At 56.4% G+C, this 2,699-nt stretch carries 4 protein-coding genes; all 4 read left to right on the top strand.

The genetic code is table 11. The annotated features are described in order from the left end of the window. On the top strand, positions 1 to 401 hold a 401-nt coding region (locus tag CW742_RS10100), incomplete at its 5' end, for a C-GCAxxG-C-C family protein (RefSeq protein WP_342764873.1). 108 nt (positions 402 to 509) lie between these two features. Then, entirely contained in the window at positions 510 to 1,589 is a 1,080-nt protein-coding gene (arsB, locus tag CW742_RS10095; RefSeq protein WP_292419930.1) for an ACR3 family arsenite efflux transporter, read from the top strand. After that, complete coding sequence (locus tag CW742_RS10090) at positions 1,586 to 2,005, top strand: arsenate reductase ArsC (RefSeq protein ID WP_292419928.1); 420 nt, start codon at positions 1,586 to 1,588, stop codon at positions 2,003 to 2,005. Before arsB ends, CW742_RS10090 begins: the two co-directional genes overlap by 4 nt. Next, positions 1,998 to 2,681, top strand: coding sequence for a tetrahydromethanopterin S-methyltransferase subunit A (locus tag CW742_RS10085; RefSeq protein ID WP_292419925.1), 684 nt, complete (start codon positions 1,998 to 2,000; stop codon positions 2,679 to 2,681). The genes CW742_RS10090 and CW742_RS10085 overlap by 8 nt, the downstream gene beginning before the upstream one ends. Positions 2,682 to 2,699 lie beyond the last annotated feature (18 nt).

Here is a 2,699-nt window from a genome sequence, read left to right as displayed (position 1 = left end):
AAGGGATAACCTGCTCGGCAGCGGTCTTTGGAGCGTTTGCACAGGATCTCGGACTCGACGAGAAGACCGCACGGAAGATCGCATGCGGGTTTGGCGCGGGCATCTCAAGGACCGGCAATATCTGCGGCGCAGTATCCGGTGCGATCATGGTGATCGGCCTGAAGTACGGCAGGGAAGCACCGGGCGATGACGGCGGTGCAACGGAAAAGACCCGGGCCTTAACCCGGCAGTTCATTGAGGAATTTACGCAGAAGCACGGCTCGGTGAACTGCTCCGGTATCCTCGGACACAACCTGAGCGTTCCGGCTGAGTACGATGAAGCGGCAAAGGCGAACCTGTTCAGGACAAAATGCCCTGCCTGCGTACGGGATGCAGCGGAGATCCTTGAGCGGATTCTGTGAGTGTCCCGATGTAGGGTGGAGAACGATGAATGTGCAGAATGATGATACGAGGTTCAGTATGATGACAATGGAGAATGACCGCATTACCCCGCACGGGGGGAACCGTCCATGACCGAACGCCGCCTGAGTACCTTTGAGAAGTACCTCACGGTCTGGGTGGCCCTCTGTATCGTAGGGGGCATCCTGATTGGCCGCATGGCCCCCGAAGTCGCTGTCACGCTTGACTCCTTTTCGATCTACCAGGTCTCGATCCCGATCGCCATCGCCCTCTACTTCATGATGTACCCCATCATGGTGAAGATCGATTTTGCAGAGGTGTTAAAAGCTGCCCGGACGCCAAAACCCGTAGCCCTTACCCTCATCATCAACTGGGCCATCAAGCCCTTCACCATGTACATCCTTGCCACCTTCTTCCTCGGGTACCTTTTTGTGGGATTTATCCCAGGCACCGAGGTGCTCCTGAACGGGACCGAGGTTGAACTCTGGCGCAGTTATGTTGCCGGGTGCATCCTGCTCGGCATCGCCCCCTGCACTGCGATGGTGCTGATGTGGAGTTACCTGGCAAAGGGCAATGACGGTCTCACCCTCATCATGGTCGCGATCAACTCGCTTACCATGCTCGTCCTTTATGCCCCGCTCGGGGGTTTCCTGCTCGGGGTGAACGCGATGCCGATCCCGTGGGAGACGATCCTCCTCTCGGTTGCCGTGTACGTTGCACTCCCGCTGGTGGCGGGATACTTTACGCGGAGGTGGGTGATCTCCCGGATGGGGATGGCATGGTTCGAGACCCGGTTCCTCCATTTCCTGACTCCCGTCTCCATCATTGCGCTTCTCGGGACGCTCGTCCTCCTCTTCAGCTTCAAGGGAAATGTCATCGTCGACAACCCGTTGACCATCCTCTGGATTGCAATCCCGCTCTTCATCCAGACGGTCCTTATCTTCACGCTCGGGTATTTCGTTCTTGCCCGGCGCTTTAATCTCCCTTACCGCGATGCCGCACCGGTCGGCATGATCGGCGCATCGAATCATTTTGAGGTTGCCATTGCAACAGCAACCATCCTTTTCGGTCTCTCCTCCGGGGCAGCCCTTGCTACGGTGGTGGGTGTCCTGATCGAGGTGCCCGTCATGCTGATGCTGGTGAAGATCTGCCTGCGGACGCAGGGGATGTTCGGGAGTGAACCGGTATGAAGCAGAAAATTCTCTTTATCTGTACCCACAACGCCGCCCGCTCCCAGATGGCGGAAGGATACATGAACGCAAAGTACGGTGATCGCTACGAGGTATTCAGTGGTGGCACTGAAGTTACGCGGGTCCATCCGATGGCAATCGAAGTCATGAAAGAGATCGGGATCGATATCTCCGGGCACCGGTCGAAACTTATCGATGAGCACTTCGGGAAAGGGATTGAGACGGTCGTCACAGTCTGCGATTCTGCACAGAAAGCCTGTCCGTTCTTCCCGGGAGCACAGGAAGTAATCCATCAAAGCTTTCCGGACCCCTCGGCATTCAAAGGATCTGATGAGGAAGTCCGGGCCCGGTTCCGGAAGGTCCGCGACGAGATTATACAATGGATTGACACGACATTTGGAAGTGCTCATGCGTAAAGTGGAACCGCACCCGGAATATCCGCCGGAAGAGGGACGATATTTGCGGGGCAACGACTATTCCCCGGCAGCCGTTATTATCATCCTCACGTACGATGCCGAAGCAATCCCTCCGGAGATTGAGAAACTGGTGCGGACCGGTGTGGAATCCGGAGCCGCCCTCTCCGGCACGCTCCAGACGGCAAACATCGGCATCGAGAAGGTCATCTGCAATATCGTGGCAAACCCGAATATCCGCTACCTCATTCTCGGTGGTCCCGAATCCGAGGGGCACAAGACCGGTGATGCAATCAAGGCGCTCTTAAAAACCGGGGTGGATGAGAAAAAACGCATCATCGGGACGACCGCCCTTACCGCGGTACTCCACAATGTCCCGGACGAGTTTATCAAACGGTTCCGTGAGCAGCTGACGCTTGTTGACTGCCAGTTCCAGGATAAGTCCGTGATCCGAAAGGCGGTCTGGTCGTGTTTCCAGGAAAACCCGGTGGAGTTCCGGGGCCAGATGCTCTTCGATCCCGGGGCATTCCCGGAACCTCCGCTGAGCGGGAAACTTACCTGGAAAGTCACGCAACCATGGGCCGAACCGGACGATGACAAAGAACGGGCGGCAAAGCAGAAGGCGCTGGAGATGATCGATCGGCTGAAAAAGAAACAGAACTCAATGGATACTGTCTGATTCTCAAGAATTTTTCAT

The sequence above is a fragment of the Methanoregula sp. genome, assembly GCF_002835825.1.
Lineage (GTDB): Archaea > Halobacteriota > Methanomicrobia > Methanomicrobiales > Methanospirillaceae > Methanoregula.
The sequence above is the reverse complement of the archived record's forward strand: the minus strand, read 5'-3'. Positions and strand labels throughout refer to the sequence as shown.

What these genes read in the sequence shown, in the direction of transcription:
- arsB (WP_292419930.1), top strand. Translation starts at nt 510, where the DNA reads ATGACCGAACGCCGCCTGAGTACCTTTGAGAAGTACCTCACGGTCTGG.
- CW742_RS10085 (WP_292419925.1), top strand. Translation starts at nt 1,998, where the DNA reads ATGCGTAAAGTGGAACCGCACCCGGAATATCCGCCGGAAGAGGGACGA.
- CW742_RS10090 (WP_292419928.1), top strand. Translation starts at nt 1,586, where the DNA reads ATGAAGCAGAAAATTCTCTTTATCTGTACCCACAACGCCGCCCGCTCC.